Origin of the sequence: Pontibacter flavimaris (assembly GCF_001907195.1) — a bacterium.
GTDB classification, from domain to species: Bacteria; Bacteroidota; Bacteroidia; order Cytophagales; family Hymenobacteraceae; genus Pontibacter; species Pontibacter flavimaris.
On record NZ_LVWA01000003.1, the window covers coordinates 217728 to 241045 of the forward strand.

The following is a 23318-nucleotide window of genomic DNA, read 5'->3' on the forward strand; positions in this document are numbered from 1 at the left end:
TGAAGATAAGAAGATTTGGAAATTTGAAGATGAGGTGATGTGAAGATGTGACCTGCATTTCTCACATCCTCACATCACCAAAACTCCAAATCTAATCCACCGCCTCCCCGAAAAGTGTGCCTACTGAGCAGTCATGCACCAGCACGTTCACGTAGTCGCCTTTCCTGTAATGCTTCCTGTCGAAGATCACCACCTTGTTCTGGTCGTTACGGCCGCTCAGCTGCTCGTCTGATTTCTTGGACGGGCCCTCTACCAGCACCTTATGCACCTTGCCCACGTCGCGCTTGTTGCGCGCCAGCGAGGTTTCACGCTGCTTCTCGATGATCTCTGCCAGACGTCTTTTCTTCACCTCCAGCGGAATATCGTCTTCCAGTTTTCGGGCGGCCAGTGTGCCCGGGCGCTCCGAGTAAAAAAACATGTAGGAGTAATCGTATTGCACGTAGTCCATCAGCGAAAGCGTGTCCTGGTGCTCTTCCTCAGTTTCGGTGCAGAATCCGGCGATCATATCCGAAGAAATGCCGCAGTCCTCTCCAAGTATACTTCGGATGGCATCCACGCGGTTGATGTACCAGGCCCGGTCGTAGGTGCGGTTCATAAGTTCCAACACGCGGGAGTTGCCGCTTTGCGCCGGCAGGTGGATGTATTTACAGATGTTGTCATACTTCTTCATGGTATGCAGCACCTCGTCGGTAATATCCTTAGGGTGGGAGGTGGAGAAGCGCACGCGCAGATCAGGAGATAGCAAAGCCACCATTTCCAGCAGCTGCGCGAAATTCACTTTCTCTGTGCCGTCGGCTGACTCCCATTTGTAGGAGTCCACGTTCTGGCCCAGCAGCGTCACTTCCTTATAGCCCTGCGCTACCAGTGCCTCCGCCTCACGCACAATGGAATGGGCATCGCGGCTGCGCTCACGGCCGCGCGTAAACGGCACCACGCAGAACGAGCACATGTTGTCGCATCCGCGCATGATGGAGATAAAGGCACTCACGCCGTTGCTGTTCAGGCGGATCGGGTTGATGTCGGCATAGGTCTCCTCGCGCGATAGCAGCACGTTCACGGCTTTCTGGCCTCCGTCCACCTCGTTGATCAGGTTGGGCAGGTCGCGGTAGGCGTCCGGGCCTACCACCATGTCCACAATCTTCTCTTCCTCCAGCAAGGATTTTTTCAGGCGCTCAGCCATACAGCCAAGGATGCCGATCATCATCTCCGGCTTCTTCTTTTTATAGTAATTGATCTGGCCCAGGCGGTTGCGCACCGTCTGCTCGGCCTTCTCCCGGATGGAGCAGGTGTTGAGGAAAACAAGGTCAGCCTGCGCAATGTCTGCCGTGGTGTCAAATCCCTGCTCAAACATGATCGACGACACGATCTCACTGTCCGAGAAGTTCATCGCGCAGCCGTAGCTCTCGATGTACAGCTTCCGTGTTTTGCCGGTGTTGGTTTCTTTCGTTACCTGTGTATCGCAGGCAGCGGCTTGCTCCGGCGTGCGGTTATCTATAAAATCTAAGTCTATTATTGGATCCATGGTTACTCAATTACAGCTGCAAATATACTATAATGTTCTCAAAAGCGTGACAGAATGGCAGAGAGAAGTGTTTAGTAATTAATAATGAAGAGTGAATAATGAATAATAAGTTGATTTTGAAGTAGAATCCTGTTTTTAGTTTTCTGAATAGGCCTGCCCGTTATATTATTAACAATCCCACCCAAGACATTATTCATTGCTGATTATTCATTAGAAAGCACCTGCAGCATCGCCTGTGCCTTCAGCAGGCACTCGGCATACTCTTGGTTGGGATCTGAATCGTAGGTGATGGCGCTGCCCACCATAAAACTGAGGTAGCCGTTGCCGGCATTATACTGTATGCTCCGGATCACGACGTTAAAATCGCCGTCGCCGTTAGGTTTGATGTAGCCGAAGGCGCCGGAGTAGAGCCCACGCCGGGTGTCTTCCAGCTCCTCAATCAAATGCATGGCGCTGATCTTGGGGGCGCCTGTCATACTTCCCATCGGAAAAGCGCCGATCAGCGCGTCCACCAGGTCTTTATCCGGCCTCAGTTCTCCCACCACCGTCGAGATCATCTGCGACACCTGCCGGAAGCCGTAAATCCCGAACATTTCTTCCACGTGCACGGTTCCGGTGGCGCAGGAGCGGCTCAGGTCGTTACGCACCAGGTCCACGATCATCATATTTTCGGCCAGCTCCTTTTCATCGTGCCGCAGCTGCTGCAGCAGCAATAGGTCCTCCTCCGGTGTAAGTCCCCGGCGGATGGTGCCTTTTATCGGCTGTGAGATGAGTTTTTGGCCTTCCTTTTTCAGGAAACGCTCCGGTGAGGCGCAAAGCAGGTACTTGTCGTGCAGTTTCAGGTAGCCGGAAAAGGGAGTAGGAGAAGCCTCATTCAGGGCCAGGTACAGGGGCAGTGGCTGCAGCTTCACCTGCTCGGCGTAAAACTCCATGCAATAATTCAACTCATACACATTGCCCTCCAGGATGTGCTGCTGCACTTGCTCCACCTGCCGGATGTGTTTTTCCTTAGATACCCGCTGCTGCAGTTTTATACCTTGCGGAGAAGCTGGGGCAGGAGTGGGCATAGCAAGTATGGATGCAAGTATAGTATCGGCGTTATCAGCTGAAGTATACATACTTATACTTGCGAAGTTAAAGTACAAGCATACTTCCGGCTCAAAAAATGTCAACAGTGGGAAGCCCAGGTTGTCGTGGTTTTGGCTGCTCAGGCGCTCGGTCTGGTTCTTGAGGTCGTAGCCCAGGTAGCCGCAGAGCAGCGGGTGCTGCTGCAGTTGAAGGTGCAGGCTCTCATAAGCATTTTCTTCCTGCAACTGCAGCACCTCGCCACCCGAAACGGCCAGCATGTGCTCAAAACCGTTATGCGGGTAAGGGATGTCGTTGGATGTATAGTAGGCCGCCAGCGGATGGCTGTCGGCCCAGGCCAAGGCCTTCAGCCTGAACTCCGCCATACTTTGCGGCAAGTCTTGTAGCGGTATCTCTTTTCTGAACATGGTAAACTTACATGGCCGACAGCGCCAGTTTGGCCTTGGCGTCGATACTGTTTTTATACGCGTGGTGCTTGTAGCTGAGCGCCTGTTTGAAGTATGACCTGGCCTTCGCGGGCTGCTGCAGCTCCTGGTAAATATATCCGGCCTGCAGGGAGGCGCTGGGGGCAAAGTATAGATCGGTGCCCTCGCTCAGGCGGATGGCCTTTTGGTAAAGCGGCAGCGCCTGCTGCAGCGAATCGGTGCCGTGGTAGATACGGGCCTTGCGGTAATAGTACTCTGCCTGCACGGCTTGGGGCGTCGCAGCACTTACCTGTAGCTGCTGCAGTTCCTGCAGCGCCTCCTGGTAGTAGCCGCCGTCGGAGTGCAGCCGCGCCTGCATCAGCGGTTTCACCAGCGGCTCCTGTTCTTGGGCAAAGCTGGCGGCGTAACGGTCTTCCTCGCTTTCTTCAACCCCTACCTGCGCAATCTGCTGGAAGTGCCATTGTGCCTGGGATTTATGATTGCTCAGCGCGTATGCGAGGTATAGTTTGTAGTTGGCCGATTTAAGGTAATGCTGCCCCCGGTGCAGCCTCAGGAACTGCCGGTTCTCCTGTATAGAACTGGGGTAATCCGCCCGGAACAAGTATAGATCAGCGGCCATGTGGTGCAGGTACGGGAATGACAGGTATGATTTGCCTTGCGGACGACGGAGGTATACTTGCAGCGCCTCGTCGCTGGCCTGCGTTTTCTTGAGCAGGTGCATGGCCACAAACTGGAACAGCAGGTTGTCCTGCTGGCTTCGGGCCAAAGCCTTTACCTGGCCCAGCGCCTGTTTCTCCTTACCGGGCTCCGTCAGGTGCAGTATAACGGCGTGCAGCAGCCGCGCCTCCTGGTAGAAGGGGTTCTTCCTGTCCGTGGACTGCTGTAGGTTGGCCATGCCCTGGGGTATACTTCCTTTCAGACCGATGATGTTCAGGAACCATTTATACTTGTCCGGCACCGATCCTACCAGCACCTGTAGCACCCCCAAATTCTTTTTATTCGGGAGGAAGTCGGGATACTTATCCGCGTTTTCGGTGTACTGCAGGTAGGCCTTCCGGAAGTCCCAGGCGGCGGATAAGCGGTTGCCAAATAAGAGCTTAGACATAGCTGCCTGAAGCCTGACTTCTGCCTGGGCGTAGCGCGTCCATACTTCCTGCTGCGGCAACTCCGTTAGCTTCTCCAGCCGTTCTTCCTGCGCGGCTAACAGCTGTTCATACTTGCCCGCGTCCTGTTGCACGCATAGCTCCAGGAAGTCGGCATAGTTGGCGAGCAGCAGGGTGCCGGCATTGTTTTGGGGCAGATGAGGGAGCAGCGTGCGGCCATGGTTCACTTTCAGTTTCAGCAGTTCCCCGTAAACAGCCTTTTGTTGCGGGGAAAAGCCAGGAGCGGCCACCAAAGTATGGCTCAGCAGCCAGCATAGCAGCAACAAAAAAAGAGGATGGGGTTTAGCCATCCTCTTTCGTTTTGTATGCAAGCGAAATACGCTCAAGATTGATACAACTTAGAACACACGAAGCTCCACACCTGCCAGAATACGGCCGCAGTGCTCGCAAACGATGATCTTCTTCTGTGCCGCAATGTCAGCCTGGCGCTGTGGCGGAACCGTGTTAAAGCAACCACCGCAGGCATCACGCTTCACGGAAACCACGGCAAGGCCGTTGCGCACGTTCTTGCGGATCCGGTTGTAGGCGCTCAGCAGGCGATCTTCCACACCGGAAGCGGCAGACTGGCGATCATCCTCCAGTTTTTTCTCTTCTTCCTGGCTTTCGGCCACGATCTGCTCTAACTCCTTCTGCTTGTTCTCCAGGTCCTTGCGGCGCTCCTCGAGGCGGTGCTTAGTGTCCTCAATTTCAGAGATCTTCTGCTCGATCTGGAAATGAGCCTCTTTTATTTTTTTCTCAGAGATCTGGATCTCCAGTTTCTGCAGTTCAACTTCTTTGGTGATGGCGTCGTACTCGCGGTTGTTGCGAACGTTCTGCTGCTGCTCCTCATACTTGCGGATCAGGTTTTCGGAGTCTTTGATGGCTTGCTTGCGCTGCGCGATCGAGTCGTTCAGGCCGGCCACTTCATCATCAAACTTACGAACCCTTACCTCATAGCCCTCAATCTCATCTTCCAGATCCTGAACTTCCTCAGGCAGGTCTCCTCTAACTCTTTTAATTTCATCAAGCTGTGAATCGATGCTTTGAAGCTTTGACAGTGCTTCCAGTTTGCTGGCTACAGTACTTTCCATGTATTAAAAAGTGTATCTGACGGGGTTAGTGTTTACTTCCGATATTAAGACTGCAAAATTAGGAAAAGTTTTTGAAATAGCGTCATAAAATATCTCCTTTGTGTATACCTCGCTTTCGTAATGGCCTATATCGGCGATCATCAGGCGGCCCTCGGCGTCAAAGAACTCGTGGTACTTCACATCGCCTGTTAACAGGGCGTCAGCTCCCTGTCGCAGCGCGTCCTTGATCAAGAAGCTGCCCGCACCGCCGCAAACCGCCACACGCTTCACTTTTTTACTCCCGATGGAAGTATAACGCAAGCCCTGCAGGCTCATTTTCTCTTTTAAATATGTTAGAAACTGCTCTTCCGCCAGTTCCTGCTCCAGTTCGCCTATCATGCCAATGCCTACTTCCTGGTTCTGGTTCTCGAGGTTGTAGAGGTAATGGGCCACCTCCTCATATGGATGCGCCTGTTGCAGTGCTGCCATGATCTTACCCTGCAACACCGCCGGGAACAGCAACTCCAGGCGGTTTTCCTGCACCTGCTCCGGTTGGTTGGCACTGCCAATGGTGGGGGCCGCCTGCTCGGAAGGGGTGAAGCGGCCAGTACCGGTCACACTGAAGCTGCAGCCGCTGTAGGCGCCGATGTTGCCAGCCCCGGCCTGGTGCAGCGCCGCCAGCACCTTCTCCGTGTGCTCCACCGGTACAAAGGTTACCAACTGCATCAAGGTGGAAGGCTTATTGACCAGGATGCGCTGCTGCTGCAGTCCTAACTTATTGGCGATTTTGGTGTTCACGCCATGCAGCACGTTATCCAGGTTGGTATGGCTTGCGTAGATGGCAATGTTGTTTTGGATGGCTTTGATGATGGTACGCTCCACGTAGCTGCGTCCGGTCAGCTGCTTGAGCCCTTTAAAGATCACCGGGTGATGGGCTACTACTAAGTTGCATCCTTTGGCAATGGCCTCTTCCAAAACTGCCTCGGTGCAGTCGAGCGTTACCAGCACGCCAGTGACTTCCGCGTTGGCGTCGCCGGTTTGCAGGCCGGCGTTATCATAGCTTTCCTGGTAGCGGAGCGGGGCCAGTTGCTCCAGCAGGCTGGTTACTTCGTGTATTTTTGCCATAGTTTCTCTCTTTCGTTCTGTCGTTTGCGAAGGCACGTTAAAATTAACGTAATTTGCACGCGTTACAAAACCATGCACAACTATCTGCACATACCGCTCTGGCCATTCTCGCAGCTTTACGGGGGCATTATGCGGCTGCGCAACCTGGGTTACGACAAGGGGCTGCTCCCCTCGCGGCAATTTGACCTGCCCGTTATCGCCGTGGGCAATCTGACAGTTGGGGGAACGGGGAAAACGCCCCACGTGGAGTACCTGATGCGCCTGCTGCAGTCCTACAAGGTAGCCACCCTCAGCCGCGGTTACAAGCGCCAAAGTAAGGGATTTATACTTGCTGATGCTTCTTCCACCGCGGCCATACTTGGGGACGAACCGTTTCAATATCATGCTGATTTTAAAGACGTTAATGTGGCTGTGTGCGAGGATCGGGTGAAGGGCTTGGAGCAGCTGCAACAGCTGGTGCCGGAGCTGGAGGTGGTGGTACTGGACGACGCCATGCAGCACCGCCCGGTGCAGCCATCGCTCAACCTGCTGATCACCGACTATAACCGCCCGTTTTACAAAGACTACGTGCTACCGGCCGGAAGGCTCCGGGAGCCGAGAAGTGGGGCAAAGCGGGCTGATGCCGTGATCGTGAGTAAATGTCTGCAAAGTATAAGTACAAAGGAACGGGAGCAGATGGTGGGGCAGGTGCAGCGCTATACTTCTCCCGGCACGCCTGTCTTTTTCTCTACTTTTGCCTACGCAGATCCCGTATCAATCGGGAAAGCAGCGGCACCGACCAAAAACGCAGTCCTGCTGACGGGCATTGCCAATGCGGAGCCGCTGAAAAACTACCTCAGCAGCCAGGGCTATACCTTGCTGCGGCATTTATCGTATCCGGATCATCACCTTTATACTTCTGATAACCTGAAGGAACTGAAGGAACTGCTGCAGCAACCAGGTTATGCGGGCGCCACTGTCCTGACCACCCGCAAAGACGCCGTTAAACTGACCGATGCCGGACTGCTGCCGCTCACGCTGGCATTGCCTATCTTTTTTGTGCCGATTGAAGTACAGTTTATAGCAGAAGGGGAGAAATTCGACCAATTGGTGCTGCAGCACGTGCAAAGCCGGCTATAGACCTGAGACTGCGTAATTCCGTTAATAATTCACTATTTTTGAAGCGTGAAAAGAAAACTATCCGCCTTTATACTTTTAGTGCTGAGCCTGCTGCTGGTAGACACGGATGCCTTTGCCCAGATCATAGATGACACGACCAAAGCGATTTACGGCCCCAAGACGGTTCTAAAGCTTTACGAGCAGGACGTGCTGGAGGGGCGCTATACGGCGGTGCCCATTGACACCACGCTGGACAACCTGCACAACGAGCGCTACTGGTATAACGACACGGCTTTTTACCAGCACCTGGGTAACATTGGCACAGCCTCGACGCCTATGCTTTTTCGCGCGCCCGACAAGATCGGCGTGCGCCTGGGTAAAAACATCTTCGACCGCTACGCCTACGATCCGCACAAGATAAACTACTACGACACGCGCTCTCCCTACACGCACCTGAAGTATGTACAAGGCGGCAACGGCGAGCAGGTGTTCGAAGTGCTGCATACCCGTAACATCAACCCCCATTGGAACTTCGGCCTCGCCTACCAGATCCTTTCCGCTGACCAGCAGATAGGGCCGGGCTCGCAGGGCCGCTCCAAAGGCATACTGGATAACCAGGCGATAAAGGCTTTTACGCACTACCGCTCCGAAAACGAAAAGTATGACCTGTTCTTCAACTATAATTTTATGAAGGTGGAGCAGATCGAAACGGGCGGGATCGATACCACCAGTACCAGCGCCATCGAGTTTGAGCGCTTCGAGGAGGCGCCGGTGTACCTGACACAGGCCTCCAATGAGGAGTCGCGCAACAACCTGCACCTGACGCAGATCTACCGCCTGGCCAAGGAAAACCTGAAAGTATACCATACCCTGGACTACTACCGCCAGCGCAATGAATTCGTGGATGACGCTATCCCTGCCACTTTAATTGGGGATAAACAACCTAATCCCATTAGGGGAGAAAAACCGGATTCCACCTTTAAAGGAACTACCTATCTGTACCCCACATTCAGGTACAGCACGGGCCGCACGAGCGATGCCACGCAGTATAAAGAGCTCGAAAATACCTTTGGCCTGACGGGTAACAACAAGCTCTCGTCTTACAAGGCGTATATAAAGCTCCGAAACACAGGTATCACCTACAGCGCCATCGATTCGATTGATACTGCCTCCCAAATTCCTGACTCGCTGCTGGCAGCAGGAAACGTTTTTAAGACGGTTAGTTCTAGCGGTAATAACGACCAGGTATTCATTGGCGGCGACATCAGGCTGTTTTACAAGGAACTGGCCGAGTTGACAGGTGTGGCGGAGTACCAACTAGCCGGTGATTACCGCATTAAAGGTATGGCCAGGATAGGAGGGGCCTATGGCTCGCTGGAGCGCATGTCGTTTTCGCAGTCCCTGGTGCAGCGCTTCATGCTGAGTAATCATTATACCTGGCTGCATGACCGTGACAATATCGTGATTAATCGTATCGGGGCTGGTTTGCATCAGAAAATAGGCAAGCGGCAGCACATAAAGCTGGATGGGCATTTCACGAAAGTAGAACGCTGGGTATATTTTAACGAAGAAGCTTTGCCGGCACAGGCCACCGGCGACCAGGACTTCTGGGGTGTCAGTGTAGCGCATAAGATAAACTTTGGCCCGCTGCACTTCGATAATTATGTCGCCTACCACAACACCGATGAGGCCAACTACATACGCATTCCGGATTGGCTGGTGGAGTCGAAGGTATACTTGCAGGGGCCGCTGTTCCGCAATGCCTTGTTCCTGCAGGTTGGGGTGCAGGGCACGTATGCGTCTGCCTACTATGGCTATGGCTACATGCCGGTAACGCAGCAGTTCTTTGTCCAGGATGCTTATACGGTGCAGGGCTACCCGGTAGCCGAGGTTTTCCTGAACGCCGATATCAAAACGGTGAATGTGTTCCTGAAAATGAGCCATATCAACCAGGGCTTGTCAGATCCCTATTACTTCCAGACGCCTCTCTACCCGGGCATGCGCCGCAGCTTTGTGTTCGGCCTCACCTGGAGGTTTTTCGATTGATAATTGCTGATTGTTAATTGCTAGTTGCTGATTGTTCGGTATGGCTGCGGAAATTAGATATCTGGAGGTGAGCCTATACTTCCTGCCTGAGGAGGACTTATACTTGCGGCAAGGTGCAGCGTATCGCGGTGCCGGCGCAGGTGGAGAAACACCTTTTTTCCGCACGTTAGCACATCCACTCATTCACTCATTCAAAATTAAACACCTATGTCTGCCACTCAACCTACCAAAACCATACTTCGCCTGGAGCTGCCCACCGACCCGCGCTGGGTGAACATTGCCGAGAAGAACATTGAGGAGATCCTGGTGGACCATGCCTATTGCGAGCAAAAAGCCGCCACTTCCGGCATTTCGCTCATCGTTAAGTATCCGGACAAAGAACGACTGGTGGAAGAGATGACGGAATTAGTGGCTGAGGAGTGGAGCCATTTTGAGCGCGTGCTGGAGCAGCTGAAGAAACGCGGCTTCGGACTGGGCCGCAACCGCCCGGATGAGTATGTGGTGGAGCTGACCAAGCACATCCGGAAGGGAAACAAGCGCGAGCGCCAACTCATGGACCACCTGCTGGTAAATGCCCTGATCGAGGCGCGCAGCTGCGAGCGCTTTAAACTGCTTTGGAAGAACATTCAGGACGAGGAGCTGCAGAAGTTCTACTACGAGCTGATGGTATCAGAGGCCGGGCACTACGTCAGCTTCGTGAAGCTGGCCAAGGAGTACATGCCCGCCGAGGAGGTGGACGCCCGCCTGAAGGAGCTCCTCGCCATCGAAGCCAACATCATCCGCAACCTGGAGCCACGCCCTGACAGGATGCACTAAGTATAGTTTAAAGTTAAGAGTTATGAGTTATCAGGTCACTTTTAACTCATAATTCTCAACTCTTAACTAACCATCACGTTTTCTGCTTCTTCTTTTTGGCTGCCGGGAAGAGGATGTTGTTGAGGATGAGGCGGTAGCCGGGGGAATTTGGGAATAGAGCTAAGTCAGTGGGGTCTTCGCCCACCAGGTGCTGGTAGTCTTCCGGGTCGTGGCCGCCGTAGAAGGTCCAGGTGCCGCGCGCATAGGTGCCGTGCATGTAGCGTATCTCGCCCAGTTCCTTGTTCTCGCCCATCACCACCACCTCCGGCTTCACCAGGCTTTTGCGAAACGCGGTGGTCTGGCCCATAAAACCCTTGATGGTCTTCACGTGGTTCTGAGTGAGCATGGTAGGAATGGGATCCCACTTGGCGGAGAAGGTAAATAGCTGGAAATAGTCGTTCGCCTCGCTTACCGGGCGCTCCTGCGGCTGCATGTCGATGTCGGAGTACTCATACTCCAGCGGGTTGCGCGATATCCTGAAATCCTGGAACGCGAAGGTTTTGCTGTAGTCCAGCTTGCTCTGCGCATTCGGGTCGGTGGCATCCCCATCGAACATAGCCTCCACAATGTCCACGTCTTCAGCGGCCAGGGCAATGTCGTAGGTGTCGGTGGCGGAGCACATGGCAAACAGGAAGCCGCCGCCCGCCGTGAAGTCCTTGATCTTGTTGACCACCGCCATCTTCAGCTGCGACACCTTCGCAAAGCCCAGCTCCTTGGCCGATTCTTCTGACTCGCGCTGCTGCTCCTGATACCAGGGGTAGTGGCGGTAGCTGGCGTAGAACTTGCCATACTGGCCGGTAAAGTCCTCGTGGTGCAGGTGGAGCCAGTCATACTTTGGCAGCTGCTCCTGCACAATCTCCTTGTCGTAGATCACGTCATAGGGTATTTCCGCGTAGGTCAGTACCAGCGTCACGGCATCATCCCAGGGCATTTTGGATTTTGGGGAGTATACCGCCACTTTGGGCACCTTCTCCAGCTTCATGATGTCCATGTTCGCCTCCGGGGCGCCGATCTCCGTCAGGATGCCGTTGTACTGTGCGTCTGAGATCACCGTGTAGCTCACGCCACGCACGATCAGCTCGTTCTCCAGTTGCGGCATGTGGTTAAAGGCGAAGCTTCCGCCGCGGTAATTCAACAGCCAGTCCACGGGCACGTTCTGGCCCAGCACCCAATAAGCGATGCCATACGACTTCAAATGGTCTTTCTGCGCCTCGTCCATCGGCACCAGGATGGTGCTGGCCAGGGCCGGAACGAAAAACGCCAGGAAACAAAGTATGAGTGCGGTGGTGCGGAAAAACATCTGGTTTGTCTTTAAAAAGTAATCAACTGTATAAAAGTGGTTCTTTTTTCAGAAAATGCCACTATCTTAGAAGCAGCGTGGCCATTTTTATACTAAACGTAAAAGATACCAAAAGCGCGCGTCTTTTCAGCCGATGAACCTAGTCGAAAATATTTTAGAGGGCCTCCGGTCCATTCAAAGCAACCTGCTCCGCACCGTGCTCACGGGCCTGATCATCTCTATCGGTATCATGTCGCTGGTAGGCATCCTTACGGCGGTGGATGGCATGAAGCACTCCCTCACGCAGACTTTCTCTAACCTGGGCGCCAACTCCTTCGATATCCGCAGGAAAGGGATGAACAACCGCGGGAGCCAGGGAGGCCGCGTGGAGAAAGTATACCCCAACATTAGCTATGAGCAGGCCATGCAATATAAAAGCCACATGCGAGACGAGGCCCGCGTCAGCCTTTCTGCCTTTGTATCGGGTGCCACGGTGGTGAAGAGCGAGACGGAGAAAACCAACCCCAACATCAGCGTGGTGGGGGCGGATGAGAACTACATGCTCAACAACAACCTGAACCTGGCAAAGGGGCGCGATTTCTCCACGTTTGAGCAGGAGCAGGGCACCAATGTGGCCATCATCGGCAGCGAACTGGCCACAACGCTCTTCAAGAACAAAGACGCCATCGGCGAATACATCTCCTTCCTGGGCCGCAGGTTCAAGATCGTGGGCCAGATGGAGAAAGCGGGCAGCAGCATGGGCGGCGGCAGCGACAGGCGCATCCTCATACCCCTGGAAACCGGCCGCCAGATTCCCCGCACCGGCAACGCGCAGCTGAACTACGATATAAAAACAGCCATTTTCCGGGCAGATGAACTGAACTATGTGATGGGGGAGGCCACGGGCACCATGCGTAACATTCGCCAGGACGGGCTCGGGCAGGAGGACTCCTTTGAGATCCGCCGTTCGGACTCCCTGGTGCAGAGCCTGGATGAGATATCGGGCTACCTGAAGATTGGCGGCGGCGTGATAGGCTTTATCACCTTGCTGGGCGCTTCCGTCGGCCTGATGAACATCATGATGGTGTCGGTGAACGAGCGTACCCGGGAGATCGGGGTGCGTAAGGCGATGGGGGCAACTTCTTTCCAGATCCGCCAGCAATTCCTGATCGAGGCCATCGTGATCTGCTTGCTGGGTGGCCTGGCAGGTATTCTTCTGGGAATCCTGATGGGCAATGGCATTGCCTCGCTCATTGCCGAAGGGAGTGGGTTCTTTGTGCCGTGGTTATGGGTGTTTGTCGGCCTGACGATCTGCGTGCTGGTTGGCGTCATTTCCGGCTACTACCCGGCCTATAAGGCGTCCAAGCTGGATCCGATCGAGTCGTTAAGGTATGAGTAGGCTTTCCAGCCACATCACAATGATGTAGTTGAGGTACAGAAGTATAAACACGCTCTTCTTGAGGGGACTTCACGTATAAACGAAAGAGCCTGTAGCAATGAAGCTACAGGCTCTTTCGTTTATACGTATCAGAAGCTTACTTCTTCTTCTCTTCAGTCTTTTTCTTGTCAGCCTCGGCTTTCTCAGACTCGTAGTTCTTGTTCAGGGCTGATACCACGCTGGTGGTGATGTCCAGGGTAGAGTCGCCGTAGAGGATGGCGCTGTTGCCACGCTGGTAGGTCAGCACCATTTTGTAGCCTTCTTCGTTGCTCAGCTGCTTCAGGTATTCCTCCACGCGGTCGTAGATCTTCTTCATTTCCTCCGATTCCTCGGTCATCAGCTCGTTACCGGAGCTCTGCTGCAGGGCCTGCAGTTGTTGCTGCTTTTGCATCAGGCGCTGCTCAGTGGCCTGTGCCTGCTGCTGCGTCATGCCGCCGGCGTTCTGCTGGAAGCGCTGCACTTCCTTCTGAAATGACTCAGCCTGGGTGCGCAGGTCTTTCTCTTTCTGCTCGGCTTTGGACTGCAGGCGGGTGCGCACATCCTTAAAGTATTCGTAGTTGGCCAGCAGGGAATCGGAGTTCACGTACACGATATCCGGAGTTGCAACGGTTGTCTCTGTGTCGGCAGAAGCGGCGGTGGTGCCATTGGTGGGTTTCTGGTTGCAGGCCACCATCATGGCGGAAGCGGCAGCCAACCCTAAGGTCATTTTTAAAACTTTCACGCTTTATCTTAATTTGTTTAGTTGGAAGATTTCGCAGCTTAAATATAAACCATTTCTCAGGCAAAAACCTAATGCCGGAGCACCTCCTGGAAAGTTTCCTCTGCTTCCATGAGTCCCTGCACATCTATATGGGTCAGGCGCACATGTTTTGTCTCGTTAATCAGCACCGGATCATACTTGGCCACCACGCGCACGTAGTTTTCCGTCCAGCCTTCCATTTTGCCGTCCTTCACGTCGTCCTCAAACAGCACCGTAAACTCGCTGCCGATGTTCTGCTCGTAGAAATGACGCTTCTTCTTCTCCGAAAGGATGCGCAGCATGTCGGCGCGGCGGTTGCGGTCCTTTATACTTACCTTGCCCTCCATATCCGGGGCCAGTGTGTTCTCGCGCTCCGAGTACGGGAACACGTGCAGGTAGCTCACGTCCAGTCCGTTAAGGAAGTTATACGTCTCTTTGAAGTCTTCCTCCGTCTCGCCCGGGAAGCCCACGATCACATCTACCCCAATGCAGCAGTGCGGCATCAGCGACTTGATCTTGGCCACGCGGTCGGCGTAGAGCTCGCGCAGGTAGCGGCGGCGCATGAGTTTCAGGATCTTGTTGGAGCCCGACTGCAGCGGAATGTGGAAGTGCGGCATGAAGCGTTTGCTATCAGCCACAAACGCGATGATGTCGTCTTTGAGCAGGTTAGGCTCGATGGAGGAGATACGGAAACGGTCGATACCCGCCACCTTGTCCAGTTCCTGCACCAGGTCAAAAAAGGTTTCCACGCGCTCCCCGTCCTGCAAGCCAAAGTCGCCGGTGTTCACGCCTGTCAGCACAATTTCCTTTACCCCGGATGCAGCTATTTCCTGTGCCGATTTCACCACGTTTTCGATGCTGTCGGAGCGGCTGTTGCCACGCGCCAGCGGAATGGTGCAGAAGGAGCAGGAGTAGTCGCAACCGTCCTGAACCTTCAGGAAAGTGCGTGTGCGGTCGCCGAAAGAGTAGGAATTATGGAAGGTATTGGCCTCCGAGATAGGGCTGGCGAAGATCTGCGGCTTGTCTTTCTTTTCGAACGTCTCCAGGATGTCCATCAGCTGGAATTTCTCGGCGGCGCCGAGCACGGCATCCACCCCCGGAATCTCGGAGATTTCTTTCGGCTTGAGCTGGGCATAGCAACCCAGAATGGTAATGAACGCGTCCGGCGAGTGCTTGAGGGCCTCTTTCACGATCTTGCGGCATTTCTTGTCGGCGTTATCGGTTACTGAGCAGGTATTGATAACGTAGATGTCCGGTTTATCGGTAAACTCCACCTTCTCAAAACCCCGCTCCTGGAAAATACGCCCGATGGTGCTGGTTTCGGAGTAGTTAAGCTTACATCCTAAAGTATAAAAAGCGACTTTCTTCTTCATAATCAGGGGGCAAAGGTACAAAAATTATTAATTTGGAGATGGGGTGAGGTGGAGATTTGGAATTTTGAAGCTGTGGTAATTCTTTACTGTGTTACGACAGGGGTGTAATGGTCAGTTAACGTATGGCTTAGGTCTTTTGAGAAGCAACTCCTTCTGCTCTTTCATGAGGTTAGTGCTCGGGATTCCTGAGGTTATACGTTATACTTATACTGTATACTTTTAATGGTCTCCAAAGTATAACGCCATCCTTTTATCCCCTGATCCATACTTTATACTTTGCATCTGGCAATAGATTACCGCATACGCGCATCAAACATCCAGGTACAACGCATATTTTCAAATCTACACTTCTTCGAATCTCCAAATCCAAAACTACTTCCCCACAAAATCCTCAAAAGATGCCTGCATATAGGCCTGGCCATACTTCAGCTGCTCTTCCGTGACGCCTTCCTCCCTGATAATTGGCTGCTTCGCCGTGTTATCGAAGGCAAGAACACCCGCCGGGGTGACGTAGCCGAAGCCGTCGTTAAAGATGTAAAACGCGAAAGGGGAGGAGGTTGGTGCCAGCAGGTTACGGCTCCACTGAAAATCCTGGTGCGGCAGTTGTAGTTGCGCCAGCAGGGTGGCGGCAATGTCGGACTGGCTGCCGATGCCGTCCACGGTAATTCCTCCTTTTGCCAAGGCGCCGCCTGTAAGTATAAACGGAATCCTGAACTTGCCGGGGGCATGGTTCGGGTCGTTGCCGGGCAGGCGGTGGCCATGGTCGGCGGCGAGCACTACCAAGGTATGCTGCCACCAATCCTGCTGCTTTGCTTCCTCTATAAACTTGCCTAAAGCCCAGTCGGTGTAATACACGCTATTACGGAACTGCGCCTCCTCATCGGTTCCCGGGAATTTGGCCGGTATCGGGATCTCGAAGGGCTCGTGGCTGCTCAAAGTATAAACCGTGCTGAAAAACGGCTGCTTTTCCTCTTTCAGGTCCTGCTGCACGCGCGCAAACAGCACGTGGTCGTGAGCGCCCCACTTGGAGTTATAGGTGCTGGGGTCGAAATCATACTTGTCTATCAGCCTGTCGTAGCCGCCGTTGCGCAGGTATGACTTGATGTTGGCGAACTCGAGTTCACCGCCATAGTAATAGCTGGTGCTGTACCCCTGCGCCTCGAACACCTGGCTTAGCTGCGGCAGCTTCTCCGTTTTCTTCGGGTACTTTATAATAGAGGTGGTGGTTTGCACAGGGTAGCCGCTCAGCAAGGCCACCATGCCTTTCTCGCTGCGGTCGCCGGAGGCGTAGATGTTGGTGAAGTTTATACCTTCGGCAGCCAGCTTGTCCAGGTTGGGTGTTACGCCCTTCTCGCCGCCCAGGCTTCCCACGAACTTGGCCGTATAACTCTCCAGAATGATAAACAGCACGTTGGGTTGCTGCACGCGCAGTAGCTGCTCGGCTGAGTCTGTGGCAACGGCCGCATACAATTCCCGCACCAGCGCCTGCGCCTCCTCTTCCGGCATATACTTGTAGGGGTTGCTGGTCGACTCCTCATACTTGAGCAGGGCGTGCATCAGGTTCCAGGGCATGTTCAGGCCGGCGTGGTTGGCAAAGGGCTTGTCCGAGAAGTATACCACGCTCTGGTTGATGGGGATCTGCTGCCAACCGCCCCGCAACGGCAGCACCAGCAGGGCAGCGAAAACAAGCGACGCACCAGCCAGCAACCACCTGTTCGGCGCCAATTTATACTTTGTCAGATCAAAAAAACGTCTGTACACAAAAATAAAGGCCACGGAGATTGAAAGGGTTACCAGGAAAAGGATGAACAGGGGCGCCGTAGCGGCAGAGGCAGCCATTTCGGCCGGCGAGTTCAGGTACTGCAGGGGAGAGGCGTCCAGCCGGAAGCCCCAATGGCTGTAGAGTTCCAGATCCACGGTGAGCAGCGTGGAGAGCAGCGCCAAAAGTATAAACGTATAGTAGCGGATGATTTTAGCCACCTGCAGCCGCTGCCACAGGCTGGCCAGCAGCAACAGCAGGAACGGCAGTATACTGAGGTAAGCCGCAAAGGAGGCATCGAGCCGGAGGCCATACAGAAAAGTATAAAATACTTCGGAGGAGGTGAGCTCAGCGCTGCGGTCGAGGTGATAAAAAAGAAAAATGGCCCTGGCTACGATGAAGTATAGCATCCAGAACAAGAAGTATAAGGGCTGGAAGAAGATGCGGTTTTTCACAGCGCAAATATAAAGTATAAGTCAGCCCTACCATAACAGAATATTTCAGGCGATAGTTCTAGGGCTATAACAGGAGGGTCTTGTTTTCAGGGGTAATGTTGGTAAAGTATGACATAAACCTAAAACTGCCTTTGCTACGAAGGGGGTATCCATTAAATTAAGAGTTTATTTTCAGAAATGGGTTTAAAAAAATAGGGGTGTCTGCATGATTCGTGAATTTTGTTTCTATATTTGAAGCGTCATTTCATACCAACCCCCATACCCCATGGCAATTCTTCGATTCAAAGCGCTGGAGCAGGCCAGTGAGCACAAACCTGGAGAGGTGGAGCAACCATCTCAGATTATCTCAGAGTATTTCGGTGAGAACGTCTTCGGTAATGGCGCCCTGCGTTCCACCATGTCCACTGAGAACTACAAGCGCCTGCAGCGCACCATCGAGGCAGGCGAGAAGGTAGACCGTGAACTTGCCGATGCCGTGGCTGCCGCCATGAAGACCTGGGCCATGAGCAAGGGGGCTACGCACTACACGCACTGGTTCCAGCCCCTCACAGGCGCCACAGCCGAGAAGCACGACTCCTTTTTCGACCTTTCCGGTGATGGAGAAGCTATCGAGACCTTTAAGGGCAGCGCGCTGGTGCAGCAGGAGCCGGACGCCTCCTCTTTCCCGAGCGGCGGCATCCGCAACACCTTCGAGGCCCGCGGCTACAGTGCCTGGGATCCATCTTCCCCGGCCTTCCTGATTGAGAACGCGGGCACCCGCACCCTTTGTATCCCGACCATCTTTGTGGCCTACACAGGCGAGGCACTCGACTATAAAACGCCCCTGCTTAAATCGCTGAAACTGCTGAACGACGCCGCCGTGCCGGTTTGCCAGTACTTCGATAAAGACGTAACCAGGGTAAACACGACCCTGGGTATTGAGCAGGAATACTTCCTGGTGGACAAGTCGCTGTACGAGGCGCGCCCGGACCTGGTGATTGCCGGCCGCACTGTTTTCGGCCACTCCCCGGCCAAGGGCCAGCAGCTGGAGGACCACTATTTCGGCAGCATCCCGAGCCGGGTGCACGCCTATATGGTTGATTTTGAGAAAACGGCCCTGAAACTGGGGATTCCACTGAGGACACGCCACAACGAGGTGGCCCCGAACCAGTACGAGTGTGCGCCTACCTTTGAGGACGCCAACCTGGCAGTAGACCACAACCAGCTGCTGATGGACATCATGAACCGGGTAGCGGAAAGACACAATTTTAAAGTGCTGCTGCATGAGAAACCCTTTAAAGGCGTGAACGGCAGCGGCAAGCACAATAACTGGGCGATGAGCACCAACACAGGCGTAAACCTGCTGAGCCCGGGCAAAAGACCAAAGGAGAACCTGCAGTTCCTCACCTTCTTCATCAACACCATTAAAGCCGCCTTTACCCACGCCGACCTGCTGCGCGCAAGTATAGCCTCCGCCAGCAATGACCACCGCCTGGGTGCTAACGAGGCGCCGCCGGCCATCATGTCCGTGTTTATCGGGCAGCAGCTGACGGCGGTGCTGGATGAGTTTGAGCGCACCTCCAAGGTGCCGATGGAAAAGGGCGACAACATGTACCTGAAACTGGGTATCGACCGCATCCCGGAGGTACTCCGCGATAACACCGACCGTAACCGTACTTCTCCGTTCGCCTTTACGGGCAATAAATTCGAGTTCCGTGCGGTAGGTTCTTCCGCCAACTCATCCTCTCCTATGACGGTGCTGAACACCATTGTGGCCGATCAGCTGCTGGAGTTCCGTAAGTCGGTGGATGAGCTGATCGAGACAGGCATGAAGAAGGAATTGGCTATCATCCAGATACTACGCGAGTACGTGGCCGCCTCCAAGGCCATCCGTTTCGAAGGAAACGGTTACTCTCAGGAGTGGGAGCAGGAAGCGGAGGGCCGTGGGCTATCCAATGTCAAGTCAACACCGCTTGCCCTGGATGTGTACAGCCGACAGGACGTGAAGGAGGTGTTTGCCCGGCACGGCATCTTTACCGAGGTGGAGCTGGAAGCGCGCCACGAGATTCTGCTGGAAGACTACGTAAAGAAGATCCAGATCGAGTCGCGCATTATGGGCGACCTGGCCATGAACCACGTTATCCCAACGGCTATCGCTTACCAGAACAAGCTCATCGCCAATGTACGCGGCCTGAAGGAGCTGGGGCTGGAGGATGAGTATACCCAGAGCACGATCGAGGGCATCAAGAAAATGTCCGGCTACATCAGCTCGCTACAGAAAAATGTGCGCGACATGGTGAATTCCCGTAAGGTAGCCAACAAGATAGAGGACGCCCGGGAGCGCGCCATCATGTACAACGAGCAGGTGCTGAGCTACTTCGACCCGATCCGTTACAGCGTGGACAAGCTGGAACTGATGGTGGACGACGAGGACTGGCCACTGGTGAAGTACCGCGAGCTGCTGTTCCGCCACTAAGCGTATTTTATTATATTAAGGTTGATAAGCAAGGGCATCCGTCAGGGATGCCTTTGTTGCTTTAGGGCCGCACCCTCCGAAGAAGCTCGCCAGCCACCTGGGCAAGTATGATCGGGAGCAGCACAATGACCAAACCCACGGCGATCACCTTGCGCAGGCCCAGGCGCATGATCAGTTTGCCAATCACTCTGTCGCGCAGCTCGTGGTAAATAAACTGGCCGGCCTTTGTCATGGGTTTGCCTTTCAGCACTTCCTGTACCTCGCGCCAGTTGCCGCGCTCTATCTGGTGGCGCAGGTACTGCAGCACGGTATCCTTGGTAATGTAGAAGGCCAGGGTCATCTGCTCTTGTCGCAGCTGGCCCCAGCGCTGCAGCTGTTGCAGCTTCGGCCAGGAATTCCGGGGTATGAACTGGTGCATATAGATCATGGGGATGAGGGTGTTCCATAGTACTACGTAAAAATCCCCGGCCAGGAGGGAAAACACGCAGCTGGCATAGAGGAGAATTTCTTCACAGGCTGGAATGTGATCTATACCTTTCCGTTGCTTTAAGCGGGCTCTAGTTTCTGGTATAAAGTATAAACCACTGGCCATACTTGAAAAGAGCTCCGGAAGCGGGGGCATGCGCGGAAAATTCCGTATTTTGCCGATTGAACAAAGCAGCCTTTACTTTAGTTAAAGATACGCATGAATTGTCAACTGGAACATACAATGAATTCTTACAGCCCCAGCCTGGTAGCGTATAAGCGCCGCAAAACACGCGTGGTAAATATTGGCGGCGTGCCGATGGGCGGCGATTACCCGATCCGCGTGCAGTCGATGACTACCGTGGATACCATGGATACTGAAGGCTCGGTGGAGCAGTGCATCCGCATGATCGAGGCGGGCTGTGAGTACATCCGCATCACGGCGCCAAGTATGAAGGAGGCCGAAAACCTGCAACTCATTAAAGGGGAGCTGCGCCGGCGCGGCTACAACGTGCCCCTTGTTGCCGACATTCACTTTACCCCGAACGCCGCCGAGGTGGCTGCCCGCATCGTGGAGAAGGTGCGCGTGAACCCGGGCAACTATGCCGACAAGAAGAAATTTGAGGTCATCGCCTATAACGACGAAACCTACCAGGCAGAGCTGGACAGAATCCGGAAGCGCTTTGTGCCGCTGGTGCGCATCTGCAAGGAGCACGGCACGGCCATGCGCATCGGCACTAATCATGGTTCCCTGTCCGACCGCATCCTGAGCCGCTACGGCGACACGCCGCTGGGCATGGTGGAGAGTGCGCTGGAGTTTATCCGTATCTGCGAGGACGAGGACTACTATGACATCGTTATCTCGATGAAAGCCTCTAACACGCAGGTGATGGTGCAGGCCTACCGTTTGCTGGTGCAGAAGCTGGAGGAAGAAGGATTGCAGCCTTACCCGCTGCACCTGGGCGTAACTGAGGCCGGGGAGGCTGAGGATGGCCGCATTAAGTCGGCCGTGGGCATTGGCACCCTGCTGGAGGATGGACTGGGCGATACTGTGCGCGTTTCCCTGACGGAGGCTCCGGAGGCCGAGGCCCCTGTGGCGCAGGCCCTGATCGATCGTTATACTTATCGGGCCGAGAAGGCGCAGCCCATCAAGCCTATCTGCAACAACCCGATCAACCCGTTCCGGTATCACCGCCGCGAGACGGTGGAGGTGGAGAACCAGGGCGGGCTGAACGTGCCGCGCGTAGTGGCCGACCTGAGCCGCCTGCAAGACATAAAGTATGCCGACCTGAAAGCCGTGGGACATCTGTACTCCATGCTGCTCGACAAGTTCAACATGAACGACCTGGGTGCCGACTACATATACACCGGTGATACCCCGATCTCCTTTATGCTGCCAAACGGACTGAAGGAGATCGTGAACCACGCTGCCTGGCTACAGGCGGCGCAGCGCGAGGATCGCCATCCGCTGCTGCGCGCCGAAGTATACCTGAGCAAGGCCGAGCGACACTCCAGGCTGAACTTTATACTTGCCAACGTGCACGATATCACCCCGGAACTGATGGAGGCGCTCAAGCAGGACAAAACCGCCGTGCTGGTACTGCACACGCAGAACGAGCATGCCATGCCGGAATTGCGCAAGTGCTTTATACGCCTGATGAACAACGGGGTGCAGACGCCCTGCATCATTAAGCGTGAATATGGCCAACTGACCACGGACCAGGTACAACTGTATGCCGCCACAGATGTGGGCGGGCTGCTGATCGATGGCTTAGGCGATGGCGTGCTGCTGAGCACGGAGCTGCTACCGGAACAGGAGAAGCAGGAGGAACTGCAGACCATCGATGCACTCAACAAGCTAGGGTTCGGCATATTGCAAGCCGCCCGCACACGCATGAGCAAAACCGAGTACATCAGCTGCCCCAGCTGCGGCCGCACCCTGTTCGACCTGCAGGAGACCACCGCCATGATCCGCAAGCGCACTGACCACTTGAAAGGAATAAAGATCGGCATTATGGGCTGCATCGTGAACGGCCCCGGCGAGATGGCTGACGCAGACTATGGGTATGTGGGCGTGGGCAAGGACAAGATCGCGCTGTACCGGGGGCAGACGGTGGTGAAGAAATCGGTGCCTGCGGACCGTGCCGTGGACGAGCTGATCGAGTTGATACGCGAGGACAACCGCTGGATAGAGCCGGTGCGGCTGGAGGAGGAAGTATAAATTTTCGCTTCCGCCCTTCTCCAATCCAAGTATAAACCTAAACAAGAACACCTGCACAAGAGCGTCGGACACGGCAATTCATACTTTTCCCCTACATCCAAAACACCAATGTATTATGAAAAAGGGACTTTTTAACCTGTCGGAGGTGGCCACTTATTTCTTTCGGAAAAAGGACCCCAGCCGCAAATCCAACTTTAACCTGCGCGCCATGCACACCATCAACAAGGTATCCATCCTGATGTTCCTGGCGGCCATGATCTACTTCATCATCAAGCACATCTGAGCGGCATGAACATAGAGGAGTTTAGGGAGTATTGCCTGGCGAAGGCAGGAACGACCGAGGAAACGCCTTTTGACGAGGACACGCTGGTGTTTAAGGTATGCGGTAAGATGTTTGCCATGTGCAGTATTGCGGACTACGCGAAAGGCATAAACCTGAAATGTGAGCCGGAGCGGTCGGTGGAACTACGCGAGCAGTACCCGCAGGTGAAGCCTGGTTACCACATGAATAAACTGCACTGGAACACGGTGCTGCCGGAGGCAGGCTTGCCTGATACCCTGCTGAAGCAGTGGACCGACGATTCATACCTGCTGGTGGCTGGCAAACTGAAGAAAGCGCTGCGGCAGGAACTGGGCCTGGATAGCCTATGAAAAGAAGTATAAAAATCGGGTAGGGGGATTTAAGCTATAAACAGCTTATAGTCAATGTGGTTACATTGATGTTGTGAGACAGAGTAGCGATTCCTCGGTATAATTTCATCTTAA

General features: G+C 54.2%; 18 protein-coding genes. 8 read left to right on the plus strand and 10 right to left on the minus strand.

Going from position 1 to position 23318, the window contains the following annotated elements; genetic code table 11:
• Positions 1–91: 91 nt before the first annotated feature.
• The 5 genes from miaB to A3841_RS03195 all read right to left on the minus strand — a co-directional run bounded on the left by miaB (position 92) and on the right by A3841_RS03195 (position 6370).
• Positions 92–1522, minus strand: a complete 1431-nt coding sequence (gene miaB / locus A3841_RS03175) for a tRNA (N6-isopentenyl adenosine(37)-C2)-methylthiotransferase MiaB (RefSeq protein WP_073850865.1) — start codon at positions 1520–1522, stop codon at positions 92–94.
• 203 nt (positions 1523–1725) lie between these two features.
• A complete protein-coding gene (locus A3841_RS03180; RefSeq protein WP_235861274.1) occupies positions 1726–3015 on the minus strand; it encodes an anthranilate synthase component I family protein in 1290 nt (429 codons plus the stop codon).
• A gap of 7 nt (positions 3016–3022) precedes the next feature.
• Positions 3023–4462, minus strand: a complete 1440-nt coding sequence (locus A3841_RS03185) for a tetratricopeptide repeat protein (protein ID WP_235861276.1) — start codon at positions 4460–4462, stop codon at positions 3023–3025.
• A 72-nt stretch (positions 4463–4534) separates the two neighbouring features.
• On the minus strand, positions 4535–5266 hold the full coding sequence (locus tag A3841_RS03190; protein ID WP_073850867.1) for a zinc ribbon domain-containing protein: 732 nt from the start codon (positions 5264–5266) through the stop codon (positions 4535–4537).
• Between the two features lie 3 nt (positions 5267–5269).
• Positions 5270–6370, minus strand: coding sequence for a Nif3-like dinuclear metal center hexameric protein (locus A3841_RS03195; RefSeq protein ID WP_073850868.1), 1101 nt, complete (start codon positions 6368–6370; stop codon positions 5270–5272).
• 72 nt (positions 6371–6442) lie between these two features.
• Here A3841_RS03195 and lpxK point away from each other — a divergent pair, with 72 nt between their 5' ends.
• The 3 genes from lpxK to miaE all read left to right on the plus strand — a co-directional run bounded on the left by lpxK (position 6443) and on the right by miaE (position 10330).
• Complete coding sequence (gene lpxK / locus A3841_RS03200; RefSeq protein WP_073850869.1) at positions 6443–7489, plus strand: tetraacyldisaccharide 4'-kinase; 1047 nt, start codon at positions 6443–6445, stop codon at positions 7487–7489.
• A 45-nt stretch (positions 7490–7534) separates the two neighbouring features.
• Positions 7535–9514 (plus strand): putative porin, encoded by a 1980-nt coding sequence (locus A3841_RS03205; protein ID WP_083610180.1) that lies wholly within the window; start codon positions 7535–7537, stop codon positions 9512–9514.
• Positions 9515–9721: 207 nt separating this feature from the next.
• The gene (miaE, locus tag A3841_RS03210; RefSeq protein WP_073850871.1) at positions 9722–10330 is read left to right on the plus strand and encodes a tRNA-(ms[2]io[6]A)-hydroxylase; all 609 of its coding nucleotides are present in this window, start codon (positions 9722–9724) and stop codon (positions 10328–10330) included.
• A 73-nt stretch (positions 10331–10403) separates the two neighbouring features.
• Here the strand turns inward: miaE and A3841_RS03215 are convergent, their stop codons facing one another.
• Positions 10404–11669 (minus strand): asparagine synthetase B, encoded by a 1266-nt coding sequence (locus A3841_RS03215; RefSeq protein WP_073850872.1) that lies wholly within the window; start codon positions 11667–11669, stop codon positions 10404–10406.
• Positions 11670–11802: 133 nt separating this feature from the next.
• On the opposite strand from A3841_RS03215, the gene A3841_RS03220 reads away from it, so the two are divergent.
• Positions 11803–13047 (plus strand): ABC transporter permease, encoded by a 1245-nt coding sequence (locus A3841_RS03220; RefSeq protein ID WP_073850873.1) that lies wholly within the window; start codon positions 11803–11805, stop codon positions 13045–13047.
• A gap of 136 nt (positions 13048–13183) precedes the next feature.
• Here A3841_RS03220 and A3841_RS03225 read toward each other — a convergent pair whose 3' ends face one another.
• From A3841_RS03225 to A3841_RS03235, 3 genes are all read right to left on the minus strand, one after another.
• Entirely contained in the window at positions 13184–13807 is a 624-nt protein-coding gene (locus A3841_RS03225; protein ID WP_235861277.1) for an OmpH family outer membrane protein, read from the minus strand.
• A gap of 68 nt (positions 13808–13875) precedes the next feature.
• Entirely contained in the window at positions 13876–15198 is a 1323-nt protein-coding gene (mtaB, locus tag A3841_RS03230; RefSeq protein WP_073850875.1) for a tRNA (N(6)-L-threonylcarbamoyladenosine(37)-C(2))-methylthiotransferase MtaB, read from the minus strand.
• A 372-nt stretch (positions 15199–15570) separates the two neighbouring features.
• Positions 15571–17412 (minus strand): LTA synthase family protein, encoded by a 1842-nt coding sequence (locus tag A3841_RS03235; protein ID WP_083610182.1) that lies wholly within the window; start codon positions 17410–17412, stop codon positions 15571–15573.
• A gap of 265 nt (positions 17413–17677) precedes the next feature.
• Here A3841_RS03235 and A3841_RS03240 point away from each other — a divergent pair, with 265 nt between their 5' ends.
• On the plus strand, positions 17678–19867 hold the full coding sequence (locus A3841_RS03240; protein ID WP_073850876.1) for a glutamine synthetase III family protein: 2190 nt from the start codon (positions 17678–17680) through the stop codon (positions 19865–19867).
• 61 nt (positions 19868–19928) lie between these two features.
• On the opposite strand, the gene A3841_RS03245 is transcribed toward A3841_RS03240, so the two are convergent.
• Positions 19929–20294, minus strand: coding sequence for a hypothetical protein (locus A3841_RS03245; RefSeq protein ID WP_073850877.1), 366 nt, complete (start codon positions 20292–20294; stop codon positions 19929–19931).
• Positions 20295–20576: 282 nt separating this feature from the next.
• Here A3841_RS03245 and ispG point away from each other — a divergent pair, with 282 nt between their 5' ends.
• The 3 genes from ispG to A3841_RS03255 all read left to right on the plus strand — a co-directional run bounded on the left by ispG (position 20577) and on the right by A3841_RS03255 (position 23204).
• Positions 20577–22553, plus strand: coding sequence for a (E)-4-hydroxy-3-methylbut-2-enyl-diphosphate synthase (gene ispG / locus A3841_RS03250; protein ID WP_073850878.1), 1977 nt, complete (start codon positions 20577–20579; stop codon positions 22551–22553).
• A 115-nt stretch (positions 22554–22668) separates the two neighbouring features.
• Positions 22669–22836: a DUF6728 family protein gene (locus A3841_RS20180; RefSeq protein ID WP_170866138.1), complete on the plus strand. Its 168-nt coding sequence runs from the start codon at positions 22669–22671 to the stop codon at positions 22834–22836.
• 5 nt (positions 22837–22841) lie between these two features.
• Positions 22842–23204: an MmcQ/YjbR family DNA-binding protein gene (locus A3841_RS03255; protein ID WP_073850879.1), complete on the plus strand. Its 363-nt coding sequence runs from the start codon at positions 22842–22844 to the stop codon at positions 23202–23204.
• Positions 23205–23318 lie beyond the last annotated feature (114 nt).